The following is a 21,759-nucleotide window of genomic DNA, read 5'->3' on the forward strand; positions in this document are numbered from 1 at the left end:
GGACATGCGAAGCCAAGGAAGCAACAGACTTGAAGGAGCATTCCGCGTTTAAGAGATATCACTTCATTGATGTTCTCTATCCTAAAAATCAGTCGCTGATCAGATGCAAAAGTAGTGCAGGGGACGAAATCGATTTGGAGGAAGCAGAGCGTTCGCCTTTATCACCGGATTTCTCCCTTTTAAAAAGGGAATCAAAGAAATACGGGGATAACAGCGATCCGAAAAACGATTCGTAACCGGAACGGCTACATTGCAGAACGTCGTGCACTTATTTTTACAATGAGCCAGTTAGAAGTGAATCACAATATCTGTGGACTAGAGCGATCAAAGGTTTTTGAGTCTACTAATGGCCGCAGGATTACTCAGTAACTTTCTATTTTCAATCAAATCATTCGATATCCAATTTGAAAGGAGTCCAACCACTCATGGCTAAAAAAGAATTCCAGGCAGAATCCAAACGTTTGCTGGATATGATGATCAACTCCATTTACACCCAAAGAGAAATCTTTTTGAGAGAATTGATCTCCAACTCCAGTGACGCCATTGATAAAATTTATTACAGAGCACTTACCGACGATTCACTTGTTTTCAACAAAGAGGACTACTTCATCAAGCTCACGATTGACAAAGAAAACCGCACGCTCACACTGACGGATACCGGAATCGGGATGACGCAGGAAGAGCTGGAGAACAACCTGGGGGTTATCGCGAAGAGTGGTTCCCTGGCGTTTAAGAAGGAAAATGAAGCAAAAGACGGCCACAACATCATTGGACAATTCGGGGTAGGTTTCTACTCGGCATTTATGGTGGCGGACAAGCTGACCGTAACGAGTAAAACGCTGGGCAGCGACGAAGCTTGGAAATGGGAGTCCGAAGGCGCGGATGGTTACACAATCACACCAGCTGAGAAAGATTCCGTAGGTACGGAAATCGTCCTGACGATCAAAGAAAATACCGAAGAAGATTCGTATGACGAATTTTTGGATGAGTACCGCCTGAGATCCATCATCAAGAAATACTCCGACTTCATTCGCTACCCGATCAAGATGGATGTAACGGGTCAACGTCCGAAAGAGGGCACGGAGAACGAGTTCGAGGAATATCAAGAAGAACAAACCGTGAACAGCATGGTGCCGATCTGGCGTAAAAATAAAAGCGAACTGACCGAAGAAGACTACACGAACTTCTATATGGAAAAACGCTACGGTTTTGACAAACCGCTCAAACACCTGCATATCAGCGCAGATGGCGCAGTGGTATACAATGCAATCCTGTTTATCCCGGAGAACACGCCGTTTGACTACTACACCAAAGAGTATGAAAAAGGCCTTGAACTCTACTCCAACGGTGTATTGATCATGGATAAATGTGGGGATCTGTTGCCAGATTACTTTGGATTTGTTAAAGGTATGGTGGATTCGGAAGACCTGTCCCTGAACATTTCCCGTGAGATGTTGCAACATGACCGTCAGCTTAGCCTGATCGCGAAAAACATCAAGAACAAAATCAAGAGTCAACTGCAAAGCCTGCTGAAGGACGAGCGCGAGAACTACGAGAAGTTCTACCAAGCGTTTGGCCGTCAGTTGAAATATGGCGTATATAGCGACTATGGTGTGAACAAGGATACATTGCAGGATCTGCTGTTGTTCACGTCTTCCAAAGAGAGCAAACTCGTGAGCCTGGACGAATACGTCTCCAGAATGCCGGAAGATCAGAAGTACATCTACTATGCATCCGGTGAGTCCATTAGCCGTATTGAGAAGCTGCCACAGATCGAGGGTGTTCTTGAGAAAGGGTACGAAGTATTGTACTTTACCGATGACATCGACGAGTTTGCAATCAAGATGATCACGAACTACAAGGAGAAAGAATTCAAATCCATCTCCAGTGGTGACCTGGGTATCGAAGATAACGCGGACAAAGAAGAAACGGACGCTCAGGACAACGACAACAAAGAGTTGTTTGAAGCGATGCAAGCTCAATTGGCAGGTAAAGTCAAAGCCGTTAAAGCTTCCAAACGTCTCAGAAGCCACCCGGTATGTTTGTCCACCGAAGGTGAATTGACGATTGAAATGGAGAAAATCCTGAAAGCTATGCCAAACAGCGAAAATGTACAAGCCGACAAAGTGCTGGAAATCAACGTGAATCACGATGTCTTCAAATCGTTGAAAGACGCTTTCGCACAGGATCAGGAAAAGCTGAACCTCTATACCAGCCTGCTGTACCATCAGGCATTGTTAATCGAAGGATTGCCAATTCAAGATCCAGTAGAGTTCACCAACGATATCTGTAAGGTTATGGTGTAATACCGTTGCACCCACCATCTCCACCCCGACAGGGCGTTTCAGTCCTGTCGGTTTTTTTTGTTTTTACCAACAACGGGAGGGCGCGGGGGAGGCAGACTATCATTGAAGCAAATGATGATATTTTCTAAATTGAACTTGATTTTCACTCGATTTTTTAGCGAGTTGAATGATGAATACCATTATGTATTATAAGGACAGCAAAAGTAGTGAAGGGGACGGAATCGATTCTGAAGAAGCGAAGCGTTCGCCTTTGTCTCCGGGTTTTTCCCTTAGTAAAGGGAATTCAGAAAACCTGGAGACAACAGCGATCAGAAGAACGATCCGTAACCGAAACGGCTACCTTGTGTCACAGTGAGTACTTATGGTTGTTCTGCTATGGGAGCGAGCATATGTGAATAATGAGTTCAATTTTAATCATTATCATTTAGATGCACGGATGATAGTCTGGCAGGGTATAATAAGAGAAGATGACTGTTCATCACAAATTGATGTAAGAAGAGATGACAATCACAGACAGGTTTTACTTTTCGAAACCACAGATGTTGTGTATAATCACTCAAAATAGAGACAGTCGGCTAGGAGTGATCCCCATGCAATGGAACGATCTGAGAGAACATAGACAATATCCTGAATTAACCAAATTGGATGGATCTCGTGCAGCGTATGAACGGGACTATTCGAGACTTATTCATTCACCGACCTTCCGTCGGTTACAGGGCAAATCGCAGGTATTTGGCGCAGGAACGGGTGATTATTATCGTACTCGTTTGACCCATTCCCTGGAGGTGGCACAGATTGCCCGAGAAGCTGCCCGAAGCCTAATTCGCCGTTTTCCCGAGGTGGACTGGGACCGCGCGGACAACCCCGGTCTTATTATTGATTCAGAAGTGGTGGAGTGCGCTGCAATCGCACATGATTTTGGCCACCCGCCGTTTGGACATAAAGGTGAAGAAGTATTGGATGGCATTCTGGATGACCTCATCAACACCGAGGCTAAGAAAATCATGAAAAAAAGCCGCAGCGCCAAAGTTCCCAAGGTGGAGTCTGAAGTCCGTGCCGAGTTAAAACGGAAATACGAGCATTTTGAAGGCAATGCGCACAACTTCCGTCTCATTATGCACTTGGAGAAGCGTGAAGATATCGATGGACTGAACCTGTCTGATGCGGTATTACTAGGAATCAACAAGTATCCGTACCCTGGGACAGAGAGCAAAAAAGGCATGTATCATCATGAGTGGCAATATATTCGGGAGATCCGTGATCGCTGGAACGTGCCGGCAGGCAAGAAGACGCTGGAAGCACAGTTGATGGACCTTTGCGACGATATTGCGTACTCCTCGCATGACTTGGAGGATGGCATCAAAGCAGGCAAAATTGAAGTACATGAGCATTTCCTGCAAGATCCGCATGTGAATCGACTGATTGTGGATAAAATTACAACGCTGGAGGATCTGTTCTGGAACGGATGGACCCGAGAAGCGATTGGGCAAAAGGTAGAAGAGGTCCTCGCTTCGTTCCTGCGCATCTGGAATGAGAAGATGCCGTTCTGCGAGCATGATTACTCGCGTACCCGTCGTGAGGTGAAAGCCTACTGGGTGAGCTTTTTTGTAGGCAGCCTGGGCGTTATTGACGACGGCGACTGGAAGAAGGTAACTTTTGTCCGTGAAGGGGCTGAAGACCTTGATATGCTGCGTACGGTGAGTGTGCTCAAGAGTTTTGCCTGGGTGACCATGATTCGTGATCTACGTGTGCAGCGGCTACAGAAGCGCAGTGAGTGGATGATTAAGCGATTATGGGATGCATTCCTCGATCCGGAAACGTCCAAATCCATTATTCCATCCGACTGGCTGCAACGGTATGAGAAGGATCAAGCCAAAGCCCAGCCGATCTGGACTTGGGAACACATGGTGATCGATTATATCGCAGGTATGACGGATGCATTTGCCGAGAAAATATATAATGAACTCTACGGTCTGAAGGTGGGTTCGATCTACGATCTGGATTAAAATTAACCGATATAAAGGGAGATGAGACACGTGGCTAAGCGAATGAGTGAGACGTTCAGTCTGGGCGTACTTGACCTTGTTCCAAGGTTAAACGATGCCACAGCGGAACAGGCGCTTCAACAATCGGTGACACTTGCGCAACATGCCGAGGCTTGGGGATACGCCCGATACTGGACGTCAGAGCATCATGATATGGCTGAACTGGCATCGGCCTCTCCCGAAGTACTGTTATCGCACATCGGAGCAAGGACAACAACGATCCAACTTGGCTCTGGTGCGGTCTTGTTGCCACACTACAGCCCACTCAAGGTTGCGGAGTCGTTCCGCCTGCTGGCTGCGCTCTATCCGGGGCGCATCGAGCTTGGGCTCGGACGTGCTCCGGGCGGTGGACCTCATGCCACGATGGCACTTAGTGGCAATTACTTGCACCATGTATCCAAACTGCCTGAATCGCTCGCAGCACTCACAGAACTGCTCGAAGACCGCTACATGTACGAGGATCATCCCGTGACAGCTCGTCCGATTCCCGAGCTCCCGTTATCACTCTGGATGTTGGGAACTAACGTGAAGAGTGCAGAATTTGCGGCTCGGTTTGGCATGGGATATGTATTTGGTCAGTTCATGAGTGATGCCGATGGTACAGAGGCTGTAAGGCGATACCGAGAAGGATTTATTCCTAGTGCAACGATGAAGGAGCCTGAGGTTATGGTGGCAGTCAGCGTATTGTGTGCCGAGTCAGAGACGGATGCTTTGGGCTGGAGTCTTAACATGGCGGAGAGACGTAAGCTGGATGGAAAAGAACGTTCGACCGGGCCGAATTCAAGTGGTATCGTGGTCTCTAACACGAATGATGTAGCCGTTAGTGATCAAAATGAATCGGTACGGCACTATGCAGGTACACCTGAGCAGGTATGGGCGCGATTGCAACAGGTGAGTCGCAGGCTGGATACGGAGAGGTTGCTTCTGGTTACGGCGGGACCAGATTATGAGCGCAGGTTGGATTCATATCGATTGCTGGCTGAGCATAAGACAGCAATACTGAACTAGGCTGATCGCTTTATGAAGGTAGCCGTTGAAATCCGAACAAACCGAAGAGCTGCAGATCGGGACTTTACCGTATGCTGCAGCTCTTCAGTTTGGACTTTGTCAAGATTCAACAATCTCTTACAAAATCAAGCATCTTAATGACAAAATAATGTTATAATACTTTACGTCTATTTTCCTACCGATATAATATAGATAAGTTCTTTTGACAAGAGGTCAAATAGAAGGGGAAAACAATGACAAACGCACCTGTATTCGGGATGACCGAAGAGGTCAAGGGGGAAATCATATGTTCAGCAGATTCAAGATCAAGAGTATCGGTCTGCGTATCAGCATCGCGTTCTACTTGTTAATCCTCTGTTTAATTGTTTTGAGTGTCACGATTGTCACCCGGATGAATTCAATCGAAACCAATACCAATGAAATTACGAACAATTGGATGCCATCAATCCAGCAAATTAACCGGTTAAATTATACCACAGAGCATGTCCTGTCACTAAGTTATCGCCACTTTGACGCGGAAGAGACAGACAAGGCATTTTTGTCAGAAGAGCGTACCAAGTATATTCGTGAAACGACGCAGGCGATTAAAATCTATGATCAGCAGGAGAAGTCTGCGGATGAGCTCGAACATTGGACAGCGTTCAAGAACAAATGGGAAGCGTATCTCAAGATTAATACGCAAGCGATCAAGTTGAGTGATGAGGGGCAGACACAGCTGGCGAAGGAAGTAGCTGATAAAGGTGCTGATTCCTTTGACACCATGCAAGTCGACCTCGATTATCTCGTGGAATACAATCAGGAACAGTCCAATCTTGCGGCGGCCCAAACGATCAGATCGGTACAGGATGGTAGATTAATCATCATTATCGGTGTTCTTGTTATGATTGCCATTACAGCGATCAGCATTCCAATTATTCGTTCACAGGTCGTGAAACCACTGCTGCGTGTCATTAGTGCGGTGAAACTGATTGCAGAAGGCCAATTGAATGTTCAGGACATACATACCAAACATGAGGATGAAGTCGGTGTTCTGGCCAAAGCGGTGAATGACATGAAAGGTAACCTGACTTCCATGGTTCTGAGCGTCAGACGAATTGCCGAAGCTGTCAATCTGCAAAGTGGGGAACTGGCAATATCCTCAGAAGAGGTTAAGATAGGCAGTCGGCAAATTGCTGTGACCATGGAAGAGTCAGCCAAGGCCGCAGAGAGCCAGGCAGAGACAGCCGTGGAATCAGCCCGTACGGTTGAAGTGTTGAATGATCACATTCAGAATCATACGGAACAAGGCAGCCAGCTGCGCGTCATGTCGGATCTTGTACTGGAACAAGGTCTGAATGGTCGCAAGGCGATGGAACAGTCGGTGCAGCAGATGCAACAGATTTCCGGTTCAGTCTCGGCTTCCATGAACAAGATGGAACGGTTGAATCGTAAAAATGATGATATTTCCAAGCTGGTTCAGGTCATTCATGACATTGCACGCCAAACCAATCTGCTTGCATTGAATGCTTCCATTGAGGCAGCACGTGCGGGAGAGAGTGGACGCGGATTCGCCGTAGTGGCATCAGAAGTGAGGAAGTTATCTGAGGCTGTGCAGACTTCGGTTGAAGAGATCACGGCGATTACCGAGGATATTCAGCAGGAGTCACAAGGGGTGGTTGCGGAATTACGTACGAACGTTCAGGAGACCGAACTGGGTCAGGAACATGTGCTTACTTCAGGTCAACTCTTCCGTACAATTAATGAATCGGTGGAAGGCATGGTTGGTGTCATCGGCACGATGACAGATGGACTGGGAGGCATGCAGGAAGCAAGCGGACGAATGAATGATTTCAGTCAGCAGATTTCCGCTGTTTCGGAACAATCGGCAGCGAGTGTGGAAGAAGTTTCTGCATCGGCGGAAGAGCAAGTAAGTTCCATGGAAACGATTAGCGGCAACATTCAAAGTCTGAAAGAATTATCGGAAGATTTGCTTACATCCATTGAAAAATTAAAAATATAACCTTCTCCTTATAATAGAAGAAGCTGGAATCACGCAGGTGGCGATTAGTGAGAGTCTCAAAATAAAGTAAGGCGTTCCTCAACAATGGGAACACCTTATTTTTTTTCTTTCCAAAAAGATACGTGCAAGGAAATGGATAGTTGTCTAGGAGCCTAACATTGTATACAATGGCTACCTGAAGCAAACGTTTGAGTCGTATTTGATATGTCTTCAATGAGCTTACTATTTATATAGAAGAAACATGATTAATGAAGGAAGGAGAGGGGAATTTTGCCTGATGAAACACTTGGTATGTACGCCACTTCTGGGAAACACCTCTACACCTTTGCTTGCCACGAGAACGAGCAAGAACTATGCATGCTGGAGCTGAATACGCTGCTTGAACCGAGTTTGGAGATCCGTATGGATATGGGGTCATATGTGTGGTCTGAACGATGTACTCCACCTGGACGCAGTCCTTTTATCCATGGCAGACTGGACGTGATCGGCGAAGGGGGCAGCGTGACTGATCTGCTTCCTTTTGCCAGGGATATTCATCTGTTGCCAGAAGAGACATTTAAGGTGATTTGTTTGAAAGAAGGGGATCAAGCCCCTGATTATGCACAGTCTCGTCAACTGGAAAAAGAAGTTGGCATGTGCATTAAAGGCAAGGCACAGATGAAACAACCTAAGGTGACTTTCGGCCTAATCCGAACAGGAGAAAAATGGATCTTGGGCCAGTGGACAGAAGCGGATCGATCATGGCAGATTCATCGGCAGAAGCCGCAAAATTACTCAACTGGATTTGGCATCACGCTTGCGAGAGCGCTGGTTAATATTGCTGTTCCGAGAGTAGAAAATCATCGATTGCTTGATCCATGCTGTGGTATGGGAACGGTTGTGATTGAAGCTTTATCCATGGGAATTGACGCAAAAGGTAACGATCTCAATCCTCTGGCTGTCCGAGGTGCACGTATCAATCTGCCGCATTATGGATATGATTCGGATCGAATCACACTCGGGGATATGAATGAACTGCAAGATTTGTATGATGCAGCAATTCTGGACATGCCCTATAATCTCTGCTCTGTACTTCCGGATGCTGAGCAACGAGCCATGCTGGAGAGTTTGCGCAGATTGGCAAAACGGGCAGTGATTGTTTCCACAGAGTGGGTAGAAGAGCACTTGTTGGAAGTAGGATGGACTGTAAAAGAGTACCGAACAGTACATAAAGGCACGTTTGTACGTCATATTTGGCTGTGTATGTAAGCGTAAAAAAACAAAAAATCTACCTCTAGGGAAATTTCCAGAGGTAGATTTTTTTATTGCTTACATATCCATTGAACTAACAGTTTACACTAGAACGTAGAGGACAGAAATATTTCTTTAGTTCCATTGATATCGTTGATCTGATTTGCACAATATTGCATGGGAACGGGTGTTTGTGTTAATATTTATGACTATAATCCACAAGGTTCAACGGCAGAGTATCGCCAGCGACGTAAGCTTCCAGATTTTTGACGAAAATATCGACTGCTCGATTCGTGTATTGCTCTGTACTTCCTGCGATATGAGGCGTAATTAACACGTTATCCATGCCCCATAGCGGGTGGTCTGCAGGAAGAGGTTCTTCTTCGAACACGTCCAGTGCAGCGAAGGCAACTTGGCCGTTTTGGAGTGCATTCAGCAACGCTTCCGTTTTCACACTGGGGCCACGGCCCACATTAACGAAGCAGGCACCGGATCGGAACTGCTCAAATGCAGTTTGATCATATATATGTTTGGTTTCATCAGTTAGCGGTAAAATGTTAATTACATAATCGCCCTGGTTCAAGGCTTCATGTAAACCGGTCATGTCGTACATTTGGTCCACATTGGAGACATCCTTACCTGAGCGGCGAACTCCGATCGTGCGCATGCCGAGTGCTTTGAGAATACGGGCTGTTTCCGTACCGATCTCGCCTACACCAACGATGACCGCTGTTTTGCCATGCAGTTCTGGCAGTGGTTGGGCAGGAGCTTTCCATTCGGCCTGCTGTTGATGCAGCATAGCTTGTCTCAGCCAGCGACTGTGGGATAACATCATGCCCAGAATAATTTCGGTGATTGGAATCGCGTGAACTCCATTTGCACTGGTGACCTGAACGTTTTTTTGTTGCAAATCTGCGAAGGGGAGATTGTCCACACCAGCAGACCAGACCTGAACCCACTTCAACAGGCTGTCCTGTTTTAATGCATGTTCTGTGACGAGTGGGGACCAGCCGAGAATAATCTCAGCTTCTTTCAACTCAGCGGGGTCCAATTCCTTGGCTTTTCCGAATTTCAGGGTGTATCCCGGTGCAGCATTCTGAATGCGTTGTTGCTGTTCTTCGGATAGAGATGGAAAACATACAATTTTACCCATAATGTGTGGTCCTCCTGAGATAAATAGTTTGATGAGTTTGATAATTAAAGTGTATCAGATTTGATGTTGGATGTGCATTAAGGTGGGAAATGCAGGAATCTAGCCTTATTTGCAAATGGTTATATTTGTGTCAATCTATACTTACCCAACTTGAAACGATATGTATAGTTATGAAATAATAGAGCGAACTTTAGAGAGGTGTATGCAATGAATAACCAATCACATCAGGATCAATCATCCCGACGGGAAAGATTGTTTGTAGCAATTCGTCTTCCTGTTGCTGTTCAGCAGTCTCTTCAGATGGATGCGAGGCTTGTACAGAACAAGCTGGATTTTCGTAAATGGACAGATCATAGAGATTATCATATAACCTTGCAATTTCTGGGGGATACGTTAGTTAGTGACATCGGACACCTGCGAAAAGCATTGCGCTCAGCAACAAGCGGATTTCAGCCATTTGAACTTCAGCTTTCGAACTGGGGTACATTTGGACTTGAAGAAGCCCCTAAAGTACTTTGGAAAGGTGTTAGCGGAGAGATAGAGCACTTGTTTTCATTGCAAAAACAAATCGTGCAGGCGACTTCGCCCCTTGGGTATGAAGCTGAATTAAGACCGTATGCTCCCCATATTACCGTTGCCAGAAAATATCTGGGACAAGTTCCAGGTAATGAGAATAAAGGGGTATCTGGCGTGCTTCCGGAACATTCCACAGGTGCTAATTCATGGATGGTGGAGGACATTGTACTTTATGTGACAAGGCTGGGGCAATCGCCAATGTATGAGGTCGTGGATACGTTCACTTTTTCCTGATAATCATTTTTATGCCATAAAATCACATTGACATAACGTTTATCCCTATGTAATATTAGCCAACGTTATTCAAATTCTTTTTTTTGGGTTACTTAGTTAAGGGAATTGTTTCGACAGGAGGAATCTTCGAATGAACATTATAAGCAAAAATCGTTGGGTAGCACCGATGTTATCAGTGCTGCTTGTATGTATAGTGGGGGTAAATGTCGTTCAGGCGACGGGGAAGTGGAATGAAGCTAGTGATAGTAAACAGATGACCGAACTTGCGGCTTCTGTGCAAAATAACCAAACATCTACGCAAGAAGAGAGGCGCATGATGGAAGATGGGACAAGTCTGTCCTCTAATCTGTCTGCCCAAACCGTAGCGTGGACTGAATCTCTGCCAGCGAAGAACTGGCTTACGACTGCTCAGGAAGAGCAGGAACTGCAAGAAGCGAAGGCCAAGAACAAAGCTAGAGCGGTAGCTGCGGCCAAAGCCAAAAAAGAAGCTGCACTGAAATTGGCCAAAGTGAAACGTGCCAAAGAAGTTGCTGCTGTAACAACTCCCCCCCAAAAACTATACTTTACACGGACCAAACTTCTGAACCAGGAAGACTCGAAACTCGCAACCTGGTCATACAGTGTGTCCGATAAAGAACTGCATCTGCTGCAAAAAATCGTCATGGCAGAGGCAGAAGGTGAACCGTACGAAGGCAAAGTGGCAGTTGCCAATGTTGTCTTAAACCGGCTGCGGTCAGCCAATTTTCCCGATACCATTTACAAGGTCATCTATCAGAAATCCCAGTTTAGTCCTGTAGCGAACGGACGTATGAAACGTGTGGTTCCTAACGAGGACAGCATCAAAGCAGTGAATGCTGCGTTGAACGGGAAGAAGGAAGTCGCCGATGATACGTATTATTTCTTATCATTGACGCTTGCCGACGATCTGACAGTTGCCCGCTCGCAGAAAAAAGTAAAAACGATCGGTCATCATACTTTTTACAAGTAATCGACCCGTAAATTCTGCAAACAGGCAGGGTAGTTAACTGTGTGGGCATCACACGGCCCTTGAAAAAGCCTGAATCGTAGTTTTATTTCGTTATTTTAAAATATCGTTATACTCTAAATTACCCTTTTTTCTGCCAAATCATACGGTGGAATTAGTGAAAATAAAAGAAGGTTCCCTTCCAAAAATTCGGAAGGGAACCTTCTTTGTATATCTTGAGTAATTGTCTTGTGCCCTATAACACCTCGTGAGAGCTGTTCTATAGGCCCCTAGAGGCGTCAGAATGGTATTCTGGTACCTGACAAGGACGTGGCAGCAATTCCGGCTGTGAAGCGCTCCACGGAGGTTGTTGTGACTTCGGCTGTAGTCGGGAACAATAAGTTATGAACAGCTTGAGCACAGCACTTCGGATCATAGGCCGACTGATTACCTGAAATATGTGCTACGTTCAGCGGGCTTTCAGTTTGAGTAGATACCTGCTCAACTAGTTGTCTGAAACGATTGGTGATCACGTCGGCAGAATGAATGACCTGGCCGTATCCGGCTTGTACAAAGTATTCACAGTTCTCTTCCTCTTGACCTGCAATCGGAGGAATGAACAACATCGGTAGACCCTTGGCCAGTGCTTCGGTGCATGTCATGCCACCTGGCTTCGTAATCAGCACATCGGATACATCCATCAGTTTGCTTACTTCCCGTGTATATCCCAGAATACGAATATTCGGATGCTGGAAGCAAGGCATTTCCTTCATTTTTGCGATCATTTTTTCATTGCTTCCTAGACAAAAGACCAATTGAACACGATCTGCCCAGGACGTGAGAGCTTTCATATGGTCCTCATCAAACGAAAGTCCCCATCCACCACCCATAAGCAGCGCCGTAGGCATGTTCTGAAGCCCCATCTCTTCCCGTAGCTTCACCTTATCTCCTGCTTCCCAGAAGTCTGGATGCACAGGGATTCCCGTGATCTGAATATGGGAGGGATCGACGCCCCGAATCTCAAGCAATGCTTTGACCTGAGGGGTAGAGACCAGATATTTGTTCACTTCCGGATTAATCCATGTTCCGTGCACGTCATAATCCGTCACGACCGTATAGAGCGGGATATTCAGACCCTGGCGTTTGAGCCGGGAAATGACCGCATTCGGAAAAGGATGGGTACAGATGACCGCATCGGGTTTCAGTTGGGATACGACCTGTGCCGTCTGTGTATAGAAAATTCGGTGCAACGCCAGCTTGGTAAAACCATTTAATGATTTATTGTACTGTGTGCGGTACAACAGGCTGACCAGTTTGGGTTGAACCGATAGTGTCTTTCGATATGCAGAGAAAATTAGTGGAGCTACCGTTGGGTTCAAAAATTTGCCTAGTTCAATGACACGACTGTGAACATGTGGACTGACTTTTTTGATGCCATGTGCCAGCGCATGAGCGGCCTGAGTGTGACCGGTACCGAAACCTTCCGATAATAAGAGCACTCTTGGTTTTCGCATGAGTTCACCTTTATTCATAAGTTTTAATTCAAAATGAAGATATTCATTGTTTATTCTAGCTAGGGAATGCGTTATTACATGAATATACATTGAAGCGTAAAATCATGTTTCTTCTATGAATATTTACACCATATATCATACAATGAGACAACCTAAACTTCATTATATATACGTATTATCTGAGTCATCTTACACTATAGACGACGACAGAAGGAGTTTCCACTGCATTTAGGTTAAAAAATATTAACACAATTTTTAAAATGTTAGGGTTGCAATCTGTTTTCTAAGGTGGTATTGTATATTTTGACCGAATGACCGAATTGTATTTTTGGTCATTTATGTAGAGCGATTGAACAATGAATGTGTTTAAAAGGAGGGATATGATGGCTCCGATTGACAGGAGACAGCAGGTTATTCATGCAGCAGCCCAGTCGTTTGCCATGTTTGGATACAAAGCAACGACGATGGATCAGGTCGCCAAGATTGCGAACGTTGGCAAAGGAACAATCTATACGTTTTTCACCAATAAGGAACAATTGTTTGATCAGATCCTGGTAGAAGTGATTCAGGAAATGAAGAACATCGCGCATCGTGAAGTACATCAGGAAAGTGCATTTTTCGATAATCTGTTTCGGGTGCTGGATGCATTGTTAGAGTTTCGTCGTGATCACGACCTGCTCGTTAAGTTATCTCAGGAGCTGAAGGACTTTGGAACGCTGCAGGCCAAGGAAGGTTTAGACAAGGTGGAGAAGGTAATCTCCGACTTTCTGGCTAAGGAGCTTGAGAAAGCAAAAGACAATGGAGAGATTCGAGATTGTGATCCGCAAGTCGTCGCATTTATGATGATTCGCCTGTACATTGCACTCACCTCAGACTGGAGCAAACAACATCAACCGCTGAGCAAAGAGGAAATCAAGACTTACTTTCGCCTTTTCTTAATGGAAGGAATTGCTGCTATAACGTAATCCGAATTTATATCTACTATAATATATGGATTTTCACGCGTATCAAGCAGGGAGGCTTGTCGGAAGACAGGTTGTTTTTTTGTCCTAAAGTGACCGTTTGAGGAAAGTGGTCAGTTCGTGTTTCAGTATGTTTTCTGGAATGCCGCATTGTATTTCATTATGGTTATTCCTGCTCATGGAGCAGAGAGATTAAGGGGAGAAAATGACATGAAATCTTTATCCGTGTTTTTCAAGGATGTGGGATCGGCCGTGAGAAACCCGAAGGTGTTGATCCCTGTTATTGCAATTATGTTTATACCGATCCTGTATAGTGGCATCTATCTGGCGGCCTATTGGGACCCGTATGGTCATGTGGATGAGATGCCGGTTGCTGTTGTCAATCTGGACAAAGGCGCTGAGCTGGAGGGCAAATCCCTCCATGTGGGTAGTGATCTGGTGGATGAACTGAAGAAAAATGCCGATTTCAAATGGGACTTTGTCAGTGCGAGTCAAGCCAAAGAAGGCATGAGTAATGACAAATATTATATGCAAATTACGATTCCGGAGAACTTCTCATCCCAAGCAACAACATTGCTCGATGACAAGCCGGAGCCGGCTGATCTGATCTATGAACCGAATGGCAATTACAGCTTTGTCGGTGCGCAGATCGGTAAGACCGCTATTAAGGACCTGAAAGCAAAAGTTTCCGCCAAAGTAACGGAATCCTATGCAGAGACATTGCTCGACAAGTTCTCCGAAGTATCAGATGGCTTGGCTGAGGCAGGCGATGGGGCTGGTGAACTGAATACCGGCGCAGGCAAACTGGATGATGGTGCTGTTAAGCTCAAGGATAATCTGGCGAAGCTTGCATCAGGAACGCTTGAACTTCAGGAAGGACTTTCTCCATTAAGTGATGGTGTTAACGCGCTGCATACAGGGGCAACCAAACTTGAAAGTGGAACATCGAATCTTGTATCCGGTCTGCAACAGCTTCAGGCAGCTGCTTCTAGCCAGCTTCAGAGCGGAGCAGATCAGTTGAAGGATGGCAGCGCCAAGTTGGAAACCGGACTCCAGTCTTCACTGGATGGCACAAGCAAGTTGCAGGCTGGCCTGAAATCGTCAGAACAGGGCAGTGCGAAGCTGTCGGATGGTCTGCAAAGTGCCGTTCAGGGCAGCGGTACACTGGCAACAGGCCTGCAATCGGCTGTAGATGGCAGTTCCAAGGTTGCTGATGGTGCACAGGGTGTAGCCGCCGGATTGAAACAGCTTGCTGCATCAAACCCGGAACTGGCCGAAAATGCGGATGTACAGAAACTGCTTGCGGCAAGTGAAGCTGTTGCTGATGGCAGTGCGCAACTGCATGAGAGCGAGCAGAAGCTGGCGCAGGGTGCAGATCAGCTGCATCAGGGTAACCAGCAACTGGCTGCGGGTGCAGCCGAGCTTCATGGAGGTCAGGAGCAACTTCTGGCTGGTACGAACCAGTTAGTGGATGGTCAGCAACAATTGCTGGCTGGTGCCGGGCAGCTTAGTCAAGGAGGAGCACAGCTCTCCGATGGCCTGAAGCAGTTCAGCGGCAAGTTGGGTGATGCTGCAAGTGGCGGTACATTGCTTGCAGATGGTGCCAAGCAGCTGGGCTCAGGGACAACAGCTTTGCAAACGGGTGTAGGTAAACTAAGTGGTGGCGTTCATTCACTAACCGATGGTTCGAAGCAATTGGGTGATGGCGCGGGCAAACTGGCTGACGGTCTTACCGAGCTAAAAGATGGCTCAAGTGAACTGGCAACCAAGCTGAATGACGCCGCTCAGAAAACATCCGAAGTTAAGAAAACGGATGATGTAGTGAACATGTTCGCTGAACCGGTGAACTCCTCGGAGAACACAGCAGAGAACGTGAGCAATTATGGTACAGGATTGACACCGTTCTTCCTGTCGATCGGTCTGTTTGTGGGATCGTTGATTTCCACGATTGTATTGAAAATGCGGGAAACGTCCGTACCTGGTGCAACAGGCTGGAATCGTTTTGTCAGCCGGACACTGGTATTTGGGTCCGTGAGCATTTTCCAATCGGTTATCGTGGCAAGTTTCATGTTATATGGTCTTGGACTGGAGACACACAGCATAGGGCTGTTCTACCTGTTTACCATTATTACCGGGCTGACCTTCATGTTGATTGTTCAGGCACTTGTAACCTGGCTGGATCTGCCTGGACGTTATGTTGTCATTCTGCTTCTGGTCTTCCAGCTTGCGGCAAGTGCAGGAACCTTCCCGGTAGAACTGATTCCATCATGGCTTCAGGCATTTAGCCCTTGGTTGCCAATGACACACAGCATTATGGGCTTCAAAGCCGTGGTATCGAGTGGTAATCTGGATGTGATGTGGCATCAGGCAGGTATTCTTAGCATCTATGCAGGGGTATCCATTCTGCTGACGCTTGCTTACTTCCTCTGGAATGGCAGACGTCCGAAAAAAGAAGTCGAACAGGCTGATTCTGGTCAAGTTGTGACGGCATAAGTCGAACCTGATCTTCAGCAGGGACATATTTTTGAAAAAAACTTTATTTTCTTGTAGTGAAATTATGCAATATAGTAGTCAAATAGTGCAAATAGCCTGTAGCCCCAAAAAGGGGTTGCAGGCTATTTTGTATACAAATGCATAGAGAAGTAAAGTTTCGCTGGCTTAAGCAGTGAAAATTTGGTGGAATTATGGATAAACGTAGGCTGCACATGGAACGATTTTCTTCTGTCAGCAATTTAATTCAGTTGTACTCTGGCTTAAAAAGTGTATAATTATTCGAAAAAGAGATGAATTTAAACGTCACTACTGTAAAGCTGTACTGCAAAACATTTCTTATCAGAGGTATTAAAAAGTTTAAATTGCGCTGATGTTAGGTCGGTGTTAAAATAATAGAACTATATCAAAAAAACGTCGCTCCATTTCAGTAGCCGTGCCAGCGGCTGCGTGTTGATTTATACAGGCTGTTTGCCGGATCGTCCGGATCAGCTCATCTCATTACAATGGCTTCTGCCCAATAGCAGGCATTATTTTTGACAGTCTCATGCTGTCACCTCTTCTATCTAGCAGGCTCTATCGCAAGCGAAAGGCCAGCTCCTCCCGTTTCATTGTTGCCTGTTGCCTATGTTCTTGATCTTTCCGAAATACTTCATTATAGAAAGGTTGCGTTCCATGAGACACATCGGATTACCTCCAAAACAGGGTCTGTATGACCCGCAGTTCGAAAAAGACGCATGCGGAATGGGTTTTGTTGCCAACATCAAAGGAGTACCTTCACACGATATCGTTAGTCAGGCACTGACCATGCTCAGTAACATGGAGCACCGTGGAGGACAGGGAAGTGAGCCGAATTCCGGTGACGGAGCAGGTATCCTGATTCAGATTCCACATCGCTTTTTTGCGGAGGAAGCGAAACGCCTTGGTTTTGCATTGCCTGAACAGGGATTCTATGGCGTAGGTATGTTGTTCCTCTCCCAAGACCCTGCCATTCGCAGTGCGCATGAAGAGAGCCTTAAGAAGATTATTGAAGAAGAAGGTCAGACGTTCCTGGGTTTCCGGGATGTTCCTACTTTTGATGAAATGCTTGGCCGTTCTGCACTTGCAGCGAAACCTTATGTACGTCAGGTGTTCATTGGAAGATCCGCAGATGTGAAGGATGAGCTTGGATTCGAGCGTAAGCTGTATGTTATTCGCAGACGTGCTGAGCTGGCTATTCGTTATTCGGCAGATGAAGCAGAAGGTGGTTCGTTCTACCTTCCGAGCATGTCTTGTCGCAAAATTGTATATAAAGGCATGCTGACAACTGAACAAGTTGGCGGGTTCTATCTGGATCTGCAGGAAGAACTCGTGGAATCGGCCATTGGACTTGTGCATTCCCGTTTCAGTACAAACACCTTCCCAAGCTGGGAACGTGCCCACCCGTATCGCTTCATGATCCACAACGGTGAGATCAACACGATGCGTGGTAACGTGAACTGGATGCATGCTAGACAGTCCTTGTTTGAGAGCGAGTTGTTTGGTAACGACATCGCCAAAGTGAAACCAGTCATCAATCCGGACGGTTCGGATACAGCCATGTTTGATAACACACTGGAGTTCCTGTATCTGAGCGGCCGTTCTCTGCCACACGTGGCCATGATGATGGTTCCTGAACCTTGGAGCACGGATGAGGGAATGGACCCTGCCAAAAAGGCATTTTATGAGTATCACAGCACAATGATGGAGCCTTGGGATGGACCAGCAGCAATGGCCTTCACAGATGGTTTGCAAATCGGTGCAACACTCGACCGTAATGGATTACGTCCAGCTCGTTATTATGTAACCAAAGATGACCGTATTATCCTGTCCTCCGAAGTTGGGGTACTTGATATCGCGCCGGAAGAGATCCTGTACAAAGATCGTCTGCGTCCAGGTCGGATGTTGCTTGTGGATACACAAGAAGGCCGCATCATCGCGGATGAGGAAGTAAAAGCAATCATTGCAGCCGAGAATCCGTATCAGGATTGGCTTGACGAGCATTTGATGGATCTGAGCGAGTTGCCGGAAGCACCGGAACTTCCTGATCCAAAACATGATAACGTGACCCAGCTTCAGCTCGCTTATGGTTATACATTTGAAGAACTGCGTAAAATCCTGGAGCCCATGGCAACAACAGGTATGGAAGCTACGGGTTCGATGGGTTATGATGCACCGCTGGCTGTGCTGTCGGATCGTCCGCAGCGTCTGTACAACTACTTTAAACAGATGTTCGCCCAGGTAACCAACCCGCCAATCGATGCAATCCGTGAAGAGATTGTAACATCTACGGCAACAACGATTGGTCCTGAGCGCAATTTGCTGAACCCTGAACCGGAGAGTTGTCGCCAGATACGTCTGGATACACCGGTATTGTCCAATGAAGACTTTGCGAAGATTCGCCATGTGCGTCGCCCAGGGTTCCGCTCCATGACGATTCCAATCTTCTTCACCGCTGCGGAAGGAGCAGAAGGACTTCGCAAAGCGATGGATTTGCTCTTCGAAGCTGCAGACCGTGTCATCGACAAAGGTCATAACATTCTGATCCTGTCTGACCGCGGTGTGGACGCAGAGAATGCTGCCATTCCTGCATTGCTTGCTGTAGCAGGTCTGCATCACCATCTGATTCGCCAGGGAACCAGAACCAAAGTCAGCATTATGCTCGAATCGGCAGAACCGCGCGATATTCACCACTACGCGTTGCTGCTGGGTTATGGTGTAAGTGCGGTGAACCCTTATCTGGCCTTTGAAACGCTGGATGACATGATCCAGCAAGGGTTGCTGCGTGGCATCTCGCATGAGAAAGCAGTGAAAAACTACATTAAAGCAGCTACCAAAGGCGTTACTAAAGTGTTGTCCAAAATGGGAATTTCTACGATTCAATCGTATCGTGGAGCTCAAATCTTCGAAGCGGTAGGTCTGAAATCAGACTTCGTTGACCGTTACTTTACCTGGACACCTTCCCGTATCGGTGGAATTGGGTTGGAAGAAGTGGCAGCCGAAGCGTTGACACATCATAACCGTGCCTTTACGGAAAAAGACGGTAACGATAAAGTATTGGATTCCGGTGGGGATTATCAATGGCGTAACGACGGAGAAGAGCATCTGTTCAATCCGCAAACCATTCATACCCTGCAACATGCAGTACGCACTGGGGATTACAAGCTGTATAAAAAATATTCCAAACTTGTGCAAGGTGAGAATGATCAACTGTTGACCATTCGCTCCATGCTGAAACTGAAACCGGTGGGAGCTTCCATTCCACTCGAAGAAGTTGAATCCGTAGAAGACATCATGCGTCGTTTCAAAACAGGTGCAATGTCCTTTGGTTCGATCAGTAAAGAGGCGCATGAAGATCTTGCCATTGCTATGAACCGTGTTGGAGGTAAATCCAATACCGGTGAAGGTGGAGAAGATCCGGCTCGCTTCATTAAAGATAGCAACGGGGATTCCCGCCGCAGTGCGATTAAACAGGTAGCATCCGGACGTTTTGGTGTTACATCCAACTACTTGGTTAATGCCGACGAGATTCAGATTAAAATGGCTCAGGGAGCTAAACCAGGTGAAGGCGGACAGCTGCCAGGACGTAAAGTGTATCCTTGGGTTGCTGAAGTCCGTGGTTCAACACCGGGTGTAGGTCTGATCTCGCCACCACCGCATCACGATATCTACTCGATCGAAGATCTGGCAGAGTTGATCTATGACTTGAAAAATGCCAATCCGCGTGCTGAGATTAACGTGAAGCTGGTATCGGAAGTGGGCGTGGGTACCATCGCAGCTGGTGTAGCCAAAGGCCGTGCCGATATTATCCTTGTCAGCGGTTATGACGGTGGTACAGGTGCATCACCGCAAGGTTCGATTCGCCACGCAGGTATGCCTTGGGAACTAGGTCTTGCAGAGACACATCAAACGTTGATGCTGAACAATCTGCGTGACCGTGTTGTCCTTGAAACAGACGGCAAAATGCTTAACGGTCGTGACTTGGCGATTGCAGCCTTGCTTGGAGCAGAAGAGTATGGTTTCTCTACAGCACCGCTCGTTGCACTTGGCTGTATCATGATGCGTGTCTGTCAAATGGATACCTGCCCGGTTGGTGTAGCGACACAGAATCCGGAATTGCGTAAAAATTATATGGGTGATCCGGCTCATGTGGTTAACTTCATGCGATTTGTTGCTGAAGATGTGCGTGAGATCATGGCTGATCTTGGTTTCCGTACGATTCAGGAGATGGTCGGACGTACAGATTGCCTCGAAACGGTAGAAGCCGTAGATCACTGGAAGAAAAAAGGTGTGGATCTGTCTGTATTGCTGCACGTGCCTGAAATGCCGGAAGGCTCTGCGCGTTACCGCACACAGCATCAGAATCACCAATTGGAAGAAACGCTGGATATGCAACAATTGCTGCCACTGGCACAGTCTGCTATTGAATCCGGTCAACCGGTTGAAGCGGTGCTTCCAATTACAAACGTTAACCGTGCAGTAGGTACCATTTTGGGTAGTGAGATCACACGCAAATATGGACTCGCAGGATTGCCGGAAGATACGGTTAAATTCAAATTTGTCGGCTCTGCCGGACAAAGCTTTGGGGCCTTTGTACCTAAAGGTATGACCTTGACCGTTGAAGGGGATTCCAATGACTACGTTGGTAAAGGACTGTCCGGAGGTAAACTGATCGTGATGCCTTCCCCGAAAGCAACGTTTGAGGCGGAAGATAACATCATTATCGGTAACACGGCTCTCTACGGAGCAACAAGCGGTGAAGCGTACATCCGTGGTATTGCGGGTGAGCGATTTGCTGTACGTAACTCGGGCGCCAAAGTAGTCGTTGAAGGTGTAGGCGACCATGGTTGTGAGTATATGACAGGTGGACGTGTCGTTGTACTGGGCGATACAGGTCGTAACTTTGCAGCAGGGATGTCCGGAGGTATTGCCTATGTGTATGATCCGGAAGGTACATTCCTGAAACGTTGTAATCTGGAAATGGTTCTTTTGGAGCGTATCGAAGATGTGGCCGAAAGTGCAGATCTGCGAGGCATGATTCAACGTCATGTTGCCAATACAGGAAGTGCTGTCGGTCAGCGCGTTCTGGATAACTGGCAAGATGCGCTGAATCAGTTCGTTCGGGTTATTCCGAAGGACTTCAAGCGGATGACAGAACAGATCGAACGGATTCAGGCAACAGGTCTGACAGGAGAAGCGGCGCTGCTTGCAGCGTTTGAAGCGAATATGCGTGAACTTGCACGTGCTGGAGGTTAATAAC

General features: G+C 46.7%; 14 protein-coding genes. 12 read left to right on the forward strand and 2 right to left on the reverse strand.

Annotated elements, in window-relative coordinates:
* The first annotated feature begins 29 nt into the window (after positions 1–29).
* From NST33_RS06235 to NST33_RS06265, 7 genes are all read left to right on the forward strand, one after another.
* Positions 30–236: a hypothetical protein gene (locus NST33_RS06235; protein ID WP_221819104.1), complete on the forward strand. Its 207-nt coding sequence runs from the start codon at positions 30–32 to the stop codon at positions 234–236.
* A gap of 189 nt (positions 237–425) precedes the next feature.
* Positions 426–2,306: a molecular chaperone HtpG gene (gene htpG / locus NST33_RS06240; protein ID WP_221819105.1), complete on the forward strand. Its 1,881-nt coding sequence runs from the start codon at positions 426–428 to the stop codon at positions 2,304–2,306.
* A gap of 166 nt (positions 2,307–2,472) precedes the next feature.
* Entirely contained in the window at positions 2,473–2,661 is a 189-nt protein-coding gene (locus tag NST33_RS06245; RefSeq protein WP_339307236.1) for a hypothetical protein, read from the forward strand.
* Between the two features lie 235 nt (positions 2,662–2,896).
* Positions 2,897–4,312, forward strand: a complete 1,416-nt coding sequence (dgt, locus tag NST33_RS06250) for a dGTP triphosphohydrolase (protein WP_076209597.1) — start codon at positions 2,897–2,899, stop codon at positions 4,310–4,312.
* A gap of 42 nt (positions 4,313–4,354) precedes the next feature.
* Positions 4,355–5,359, forward strand: coding sequence for an MsnO8 family LLM class oxidoreductase (locus NST33_RS06255; RefSeq protein ID WP_260632614.1), 1,005 nt, complete (start codon positions 4,355–4,357; stop codon positions 5,357–5,359).
* 286 nt (positions 5,360–5,645) lie between these two features.
* Complete coding sequence (locus NST33_RS06260) at positions 5,646–7,358, forward strand: methyl-accepting chemotaxis protein (RefSeq protein WP_221819107.1); 1,713 nt, start codon at positions 5,646–5,648, stop codon at positions 7,356–7,358.
* Positions 7,359–7,628: 270 nt separating this feature from the next.
* Complete coding sequence (locus tag NST33_RS06265; RefSeq protein WP_260632579.1) at positions 7,629–8,606, forward strand: RsmD family RNA methyltransferase; 978 nt, start codon at positions 7,629–7,631, stop codon at positions 8,604–8,606.
* 178 nt (positions 8,607–8,784) lie between these two features.
* Here NST33_RS06265 and NST33_RS06270 read toward each other — a convergent pair whose 3' ends face one another.
* Positions 8,785–9,741 (reverse strand): D-2-hydroxyacid dehydrogenase, encoded by a 957-nt coding sequence (locus NST33_RS06270; protein WP_221819108.1) that lies wholly within the window; start codon positions 9,739–9,741, stop codon positions 8,785–8,787.
* Between the two features lie 207 nt (positions 9,742–9,948).
* On the opposite strand from NST33_RS06270, the gene thpR reads away from it, so the two are divergent.
* Positions 9,949–10,551 carry an RNA 2',3'-cyclic phosphodiesterase gene (gene thpR / locus NST33_RS06275; RefSeq protein ID WP_221819109.1) on the forward strand — a complete coding sequence of 201 codons (603 nt, stop codon included), beginning with the start codon at positions 9,949–9,951 and terminating at the stop codon, positions 10,549–10,551.
* 130 nt (positions 10,552–10,681) lie between these two features.
* Entirely contained in the window at positions 10,682–11,539 is an 858-nt protein-coding gene (locus tag NST33_RS06280; RefSeq protein WP_091033869.1) for a cell wall hydrolase, read from the forward strand.
* A 275-nt stretch (positions 11,540–11,814) separates the two neighbouring features.
* Here the strand turns inward: NST33_RS06280 and NST33_RS06285 are convergent, their stop codons facing one another.
* Complete coding sequence (locus tag NST33_RS06285; RefSeq protein WP_221819331.1) at positions 11,815–13,029, reverse strand: glycosyltransferase; 1,215 nt, start codon at positions 13,027–13,029, stop codon at positions 11,815–11,817.
* Between the two features lie 383 nt (positions 13,030–13,412).
* Between NST33_RS06285 and NST33_RS06290 the strand changes: the two genes are divergently transcribed.
* From NST33_RS06290 to gltB, 3 genes are all read left to right on the forward strand, one after another.
* Complete coding sequence (locus tag NST33_RS06290; protein WP_076209603.1) at positions 13,413–13,994, forward strand: TetR/AcrR family transcriptional regulator; 582 nt, start codon at positions 13,413–13,415, stop codon at positions 13,992–13,994.
* Positions 13,995–14,201: 207 nt separating this feature from the next.
* On the forward strand, positions 14,202–16,484 hold the full coding sequence (locus tag NST33_RS06295) for a YhgE/Pip domain-containing protein (protein WP_221819110.1): 2,283 nt from the start codon (positions 14,202–14,204) through the stop codon (positions 16,482–16,484).
* Positions 16,485–17,156: 672 nt separating this feature from the next.
* The gene (gene gltB / locus NST33_RS06300; protein ID WP_339182679.1) at positions 17,157–21,755 is read left to right on the forward strand and encodes a glutamate synthase large subunit; all 4,599 of its coding nucleotides are present in this window, start codon (positions 17,157–17,159) and stop codon (positions 21,753–21,755) included.
* The last annotated feature ends 4 nt before the right edge of the window (positions 21,756–21,759 follow it).

Origin of the sequence: Paenibacillus sp. FSL L8-0435 (assembly GCF_037965655.1) — a bacterium.
In the GTDB taxonomy this organism is placed as follows: Bacteria; Bacillota; Bacilli; order Paenibacillales; family Paenibacillaceae; genus Paenibacillus.

Excerpts from the sequence above, each read along its gene's own strand:
- dgt (WP_076209597.1), top strand. The coding sequence starts at position 2,897 with ATGCAATGGAACGATCTGAGAGAACATAGACAATATCCTGAATTAACC.
- NST33_RS06280 (WP_091033869.1), top strand. The coding sequence starts at position 10,682 with ATGAACATTATAAGCAAAAATCGTTGGGTAGCACCGATGTTATCAGTG.
- NST33_RS06285 (WP_221819331.1), bottom strand. The coding sequence starts at position 13,029 with ATGCGAAAACCAAGAGTGCTCTTATTATCGGAAGGTTTCGGTACCGGT.
- NST33_RS06295 (WP_221819110.1), top strand. The coding sequence starts at position 14,202 with ATGAAATCTTTATCCGTGTTTTTCAAGGATGTGGGATCGGCCGTGAGA.
- NST33_RS06290 (WP_076209603.1), top strand. The coding sequence starts at position 13,413 with ATGGCTCCGATTGACAGGAGACAGCAGGTTATTCATGCAGCAGCCCAG.
- NST33_RS06260 (WP_221819107.1), top strand. The coding sequence starts at position 5,646 with ATGTTCAGCAGATTCAAGATCAAGAGTATCGGTCTGCGTATCAGCATC.
- NST33_RS06270 (WP_221819108.1), bottom strand. The coding sequence starts at position 9,741 with ATGGGTAAAATTGTATGTTTTCCATCTCTATCCGAAGAACAGCAACAA.
- NST33_RS06245 (WP_339307236.1), top strand. The coding sequence starts at position 2,473 with ATGATGAATACCATTATGTATTATAAGGACAGCAAAAGTAGTGAAGGG.
- htpG (WP_221819105.1), top strand. The coding sequence starts at position 426 with ATGGCTAAAAAAGAATTCCAGGCAGAATCCAAACGTTTGCTGGATATG.
- thpR (WP_221819109.1), top strand. The coding sequence starts at position 9,949 with ATGAATAACCAATCACATCAGGATCAATCATCCCGACGGGAAAGATTG.
- gltB (WP_339182679.1), top strand. The coding sequence starts at position 17,157 with ATGAGACACATCGGATTACCTCCAAAACAGGGTCTGTATGACCCGCAG.
- NST33_RS06255 (WP_260632614.1), top strand. The coding sequence starts at position 4,355 with ATGAGTGAGACGTTCAGTCTGGGCGTACTTGACCTTGTTCCAAGGTTA.